The organism is Streptomyces carpinensis, assembly GCF_002154505.1.
Taxonomy (GTDB): Bacteria; Actinomycetota; Actinomycetes; order Streptomycetales; family Streptomycetaceae; genus Streptomyces; species Streptomyces carpinensis.
The window spans coordinates 1-4,820 of sequence record NZ_MUBM01000608.1 but is presented as its reverse complement, the minus strand read 5'-3'; the positions used below and the strand labels follow the sequence as shown (position 1 = coordinate 4,820).

At 71.7% G+C, this 4,820-nt stretch carries 4 protein-coding genes; 2 read left to right on the top strand and 2 right to left on the bottom strand.

What is annotated here, in order from left to right; all coding sequences use genetic code 11:
• Window positions 1–2: 2 nt before the first annotated feature.
• Window positions 3–1,286 (top strand): MFS transporter, encoded by a 1,284-nt coding sequence (locus tag BZY54_RS46895; protein WP_279634776.1) that lies wholly within the window; start codon window positions 3–5, stop codon window positions 1,284–1,286.
• 25 nt (window positions 1,287–1,311) lie between these two features.
• Window positions 1,312–2,205 carry a hypothetical protein gene (locus tag BZY54_RS46890; RefSeq protein ID WP_086731413.1) on the top strand — a complete coding sequence of 298 codons (894 nt, stop codon included), beginning with the start codon at window positions 1,312–1,314 and terminating at the stop codon, window positions 2,203–2,205.
• A gap of 69 nt (window positions 2,206–2,274) precedes the next feature.
• Here the strand turns inward: BZY54_RS46890 and ptsP are convergent, their stop codons facing one another.
• Window positions 2,275–3,945: a phosphoenolpyruvate--protein phosphotransferase gene (gene ptsP, locus BZY54_RS46885; protein ID WP_086731412.1), complete on the bottom strand. Its 1,671-nt coding sequence runs from the start codon at window positions 3,943–3,945 to the stop codon at window positions 2,275–2,277.
• 77 nt (window positions 3,946–4,022) lie between these two features.
• Window positions 4,023–4,472: a PTS sugar transporter subunit IIA gene (locus tag BZY54_RS46880; RefSeq protein WP_086731411.1), complete on the bottom strand. Its 450-nt coding sequence runs from the start codon at window positions 4,470–4,472 to the stop codon at window positions 4,023–4,025.
• Window positions 4,473–4,820: the final 348 nt, after the last annotated feature.

Here is a 4,820-nt window from a genome sequence, read left to right as displayed (position 1 = left end):
CTGTGGGGACCACCCGCCGCACAGGACGCGCAGGAGCAGGGACGGCACGGATACCCGGGGGACGGGACGGCCGCAGGATGCTCGCCGTCGCCCTCGTCGATCGCACCGGCAGCGGACTGTGGGCCTCCGTCTCCGTCCTGTACTTCACGTACGTCTCCGGCCTCTCCGTCGCCCAGGTCGGCACCCTCGCCGCCCTCGCCGGAGCCGTCGGCATCGCCGGCGCCCCCCTCGGCGGCCGCATCGCCGACCGGCTCCCCCTCACCCGCGTCCTCATCGCGTTGCAACTCCTGCGTGCGCTCGCCTCTCTCGCCCTCCTCACCAGCGACAACTACGCCCTGCTGCTCACCTTCTCCGCGCTCGGCAGCCTCGGCGACCGCGCCGCAAACGTCCTCACCAAGCTCTACGCCACCCGCGTCGCCGGCCCGGACCGCGTCCGCTACCAGGCCCTCAACCGCTCCCTGGCCAACGCCGGATGGGCACTGGGCGGCCTCGGCGCCGCGGCCGCCCTCACCCTCGGCACCACCGCCGCGTACCGGTGGCTGCTCGTCGGCGACGCGCTCTCCTTCCTCGCCGCCGCCCTCCTCACCCTCCGCTGCGCAGAGCCCCCGTCTCCCTCCAGGACCGTCGCCGGCTCGCACACCTCCGCACCCACCACCGATCCCACAAGCCCCTGGCGTGACCGCACCTACCTCCTCTACGTCGCCACCGAAACCGTCCTCTTCCTCGACGACGCGGTCTTCAAGGTCGGCCTGCCACTGTGGATCGCCCACGCCGGCAGCGCACCGCACGGCCTCGCACCGCTGCTCATGGTGCTCAACAACGTGATGGTGGTCGTCCTCCAGCTCCACCTGGCCCGATTCGGCGCCACCACGGCTGCGGCCCGCAGACTCCTGATCCCGCTGTCGGCCGCCTTCGCGCTCGGAGGCACCGCGATGGCGCTCTCCGCGACCGGCGGCACCGTCGGCGCGACCCTGTTCCTCACCGCCGCGGCCGCGGCCTTCACCGTGGCGGAAATGCTCCACGCCACCATCTCCTGGGAACTGTCCGTCGCCCTCGCGCCCGCCCTGGCACAAGGCACCTACCTGGGCGTGCACGGACTCGCACAGTCCGCACAGCGCAGCATCGGTCCGCTTGCCGTCACCGCCGCCATCGCCGCAGGCCCCGCAGGATGGACGCTCTTCGGCGCCGCCATCGCCCTGACCTGCGGCATCCAGCACCGCACGGTCCGCGACCGACTCGCGGAACCCGCGTTGTCAGTGCCGCCGGTTACTGTGAGTGAGCATTGATCGACCGTGCACTCAGGGGGAGAACATGGCGCACACCGACCACCAGAGCATGCGACGCGTCCTGCGCCGCGAAATCGCCGGCACCATCGGCCTGCTCACCGACGAACAGGACTTCGGCGCCATGCGGCGCTACCGAAGCTTCGCCTTCGACGACCACACCACCTACCTCGAACAGGTCGAGGCGCTCCTGAAGACCCGGGCCGCCCACGGCGGCCACACCACAGTGGCCCTCTTCGACCCCGAGGAGTACGCCGAATACTGCGCCGGCACCGGCCTCGACCCCGACGCCCCGGCCAGCCGCGCCCGCTTCACCGCCGAGATCGCCACCACCGGCCCGACCGTCCCCTACGACGGCCGGCCCCTCACCGAACTCGTCCCCGTCCTCGTCGACGAGGCCGTCCGCCAGGCCACCTGGGAGTACGCCTCCACACTCCTCGCCCGCCTCGGCCCCTGCACCACCTGCGGGGAGAACATCGGCCGCGCCGCCTTCGACCGGGCCGCGGACCTCCTCGTCCGCATCCTCGACACGGCGCCCCCGGGCAACCGGCACCTGGTGTGCAGCGTCACCGCCCCACCCGAGACACTCGTCGCCGCCCTGCACGCCGACGACGAGGACACCGGCGCGACCCAGCTCGACGAGGCCGAGGCACTCGAGTTCACGACGGTCCTCGCCCTCGGCATCGCCACCCGCAGCCCCGGTGGGCTCGTCATGCGCACCACCACGCCCGGCGTCCCGGACCGCGTCTACGGCTGGCGCCTGCGCGGTGACGGCCTGGCACCCCTCACCGAGGGCGAGGTCTTCGACGCCTACTGCACCGACGTGGAATCCGGTGACCTGATCGGACCGGAATCCGGCGTCGACTACTGCGTACCGCCCGACCTCGGAGAGAAGGGACAGACCTCCCGGCACCGTCACTGAACGCCGAAGGGGCGCCCCACCCACAGGTGGGGCGCCCCTGGACGACCAGTTCCCGAACGGCGCGGCCCGTCACTCGCCGGACAGCACCGCCTGCGCCGCCCTGCGCGCCTCGTCGGCACTGTCCGCGGCACGCGCCGCCGCCGCGGCACGCTCGCACTGCGCCAGCGTGTGCTTGGCCAGCGTCGCCCGGACGTAGGGCAGCGACGCCGCACCCATGGACAGGGAGGTGACACCCAGACCGGTCAGCACACACGCCAGCAGGGGATCCGAGGCGGCCTCACCACAGACACCACAGCTCTTGCCCTCGGCCTTCGCCGCCTCGGCGGAAAGCGCGACCAGGTCCAGCAGCGCGGGCTGCCACGGGTCCTGAAGCCGGGACACCGCGCCCACCTGACGGTCGGCGGCGAAGGTGTACTGAGCGAGGTCGTTGGTCCCCAGCGACAGGAACTCGACCTCCTGCAGCACCGAGCGGGCCCGCAGCGCGGCCGACGGGATCTCGACCATCGCACCGAACTTCGCCCGCAGCCCCGCCGCACGGCACGCGTCCGCGAACGCCTTCGCATCGGCCCGGTCCGCGACCATGGGGGCCATGACCTCGAGATAGACGGGCAGCCCCTCGGCCGCCTTGGCGAGCGCCGTCAGCTGCGTGCGCAGCACCTCCGGGTGGTCGAGCAGCGTCCGCAGGCCCCGCACGCCCAGGGCGGGGTTCGGTTCGTCGGCCGGCGTCAGGAAGTCCAGCGGCTTGTCCGCGCCCGCGTCCAGCACCCGCACGACGACACGGCTCTCCGGGAAGGCCTCCAGGACCTGCCGGTAGGCCTCGATCTGCTTCTCCTCGGACGGCGCGTTCTCGTTGTCGTCCAGGAAGAGGAACTCGGTCCGGAACAGGCCCACACCCTCCGCACCGGCCCCGACCGCCGCAGCCAGGTCCGCCGGACCGCCGATGTTGGCGAGCAACGGCACCTTGTGACCGTCGGAGGTGGCACCCGGGCCGACCGAGGCGGCCAGCGCGGCCTTGCGCTCGGCGGCCGCGGCCTCCAGCTGCGTCTTCTTCTCGTCACTGGGGTTCACGAAGATCTCGCCGGTGCTGCCGTCCACCGCGATCACCGTGCCTTCGGACAGCTCCTTGGCGCCCGGCAGCGCCACGACCGCCGGCACACCGAGCGCACGCGCCAGAATCGCGCTGTGGCTCGTCGGCCCGCCCTCCTCGGTGACGAAGCCAAGGACGAGGGCCGGGTCCAGCAGAGCGGTGTCGGCGGGCGCCAGGTCGCGGGCGACCAGGACGTAGGGCTCGTCGCTGTCCGGCACACCCGGCATGGGAACGCCGAGCAGTCGCGCGACGATACGGTTCCGCACGTCGTCGAGGTCGGCCACCCGGCCCGCCAGGTACTCACCGGCACCGGCCAGCAGGTCCCGGTAGGCAGCGAACGCGTCGTACACGGCACGCTCCGCGGTGCTGCCCACGGCGATGCGCCGGTCCACGTCCGCGATCAGCTCGGGATCCTGCGCCATCATGGCCTGCGCCTCGAGCACGGCCTGGGCCTCGCCCCCGGCCAGATTGCCGCGCGCCATCAGATCGGCTGCCACCGCCTCCACGGCCTGACGCGCGCGCCCCTGTTCGCGCTCCGCCTCTTCCGCCGGTATCTGCTTGGCAGGCGGCTCGAGCACCGCCGTCCCCATGTGCCGAACCTCGCCGATCGCCACGCCGTGGCTGACACCGACGCCTCGCAGCGTTGTCTCCATCTCACCCGTCTCCGATAGTGCGGCGGGTCCCGCCGCGGTGGCTGTACTGTTCGCCGTCCTCACGGACGGCAGAGGTGTCACTTCCAGGCGAAGAGGCTGTCGCCGGCCTTCACATCGCCGTCGTCGCGAAGCTCGGAGAGGGACTCGGCGGTGGCTTCCAGGGCCACGACCGGGCACACGGGGGACTTGCCGGCGGCCTCGACGGCGGCGGGGTTCCAGCGCACCACGGCCTGGCCGCGCGTCACGGTGTCGCCCTTGTTCGCGAGCAGCTCGAAGCCCTCGCCGTTGAGCTGCACGGTGTCGATGCCGAGGTGGACGAGCACACCGTGTCCCTGCGCGTCGACGACGACGAAGGCGTGGGGGTGCAGCGAGACGATGACACCGTCAACGGGTGCGACCGCCTCGGAGGGCTCACGCACGGGGTCGACGGCGGTGCCCGGGCCGACCATGGCGCCGGAGAAGACCGGATCCGGCACTGCTGCCAGTCCGACGGCGCGTCCGGCGAGCGGGGACGTCACGGTGGTCATGGGAAGCCTCCCAGGGGTGGAGATCGAATGTGCCGTCACTGCCTGTCCCGGACGGCGCACTGTGAAGCAGCGTATGTCACGGTAAGTACCGGATCCGGGCGAGAGCTTACGACAGCTCACGTTGGTGGTCTAGACCACCAATCCAGTGGATTTGCACCGGCTCTGCAGGCCGTTGTAGAGTCGTACTCCTGTCCGGGGGGAGAGTGGCGCCACCCAGCGTCCGCGCTCGGACAACATCCAACTTGTCAGATCCTATCTCTGGATCGCCTTCGGCATGTCCGCGGGGCGGTGGTCAGAGAGGCGGGAAAAGCCTGATAGAGTTTGGATCACCGAAGGGAAGCGCCCGGA

Bases quoted from the DNA above. Each gene is read 5' to 3' on its own strand.
- BZY54_RS46890 (WP_086731413.1), top strand. From the start codon at position 1,312: ATGGCGCACACCGACCACCAGAGCATGCGACGCGTCCTGCGCCGCGAA.
- ptsP (WP_086731412.1), bottom strand. From the start codon at position 3,945: ATGGAGACAACGCTGCGAGGCGTCGGTGTCAGCCACGGCGTGGCGATC.
- BZY54_RS46880 (WP_086731411.1), bottom strand. From the start codon at position 4,472: ATGACCACCGTGACGTCCCCGCTCGCCGGACGCGCCGTCGGACTGGCA.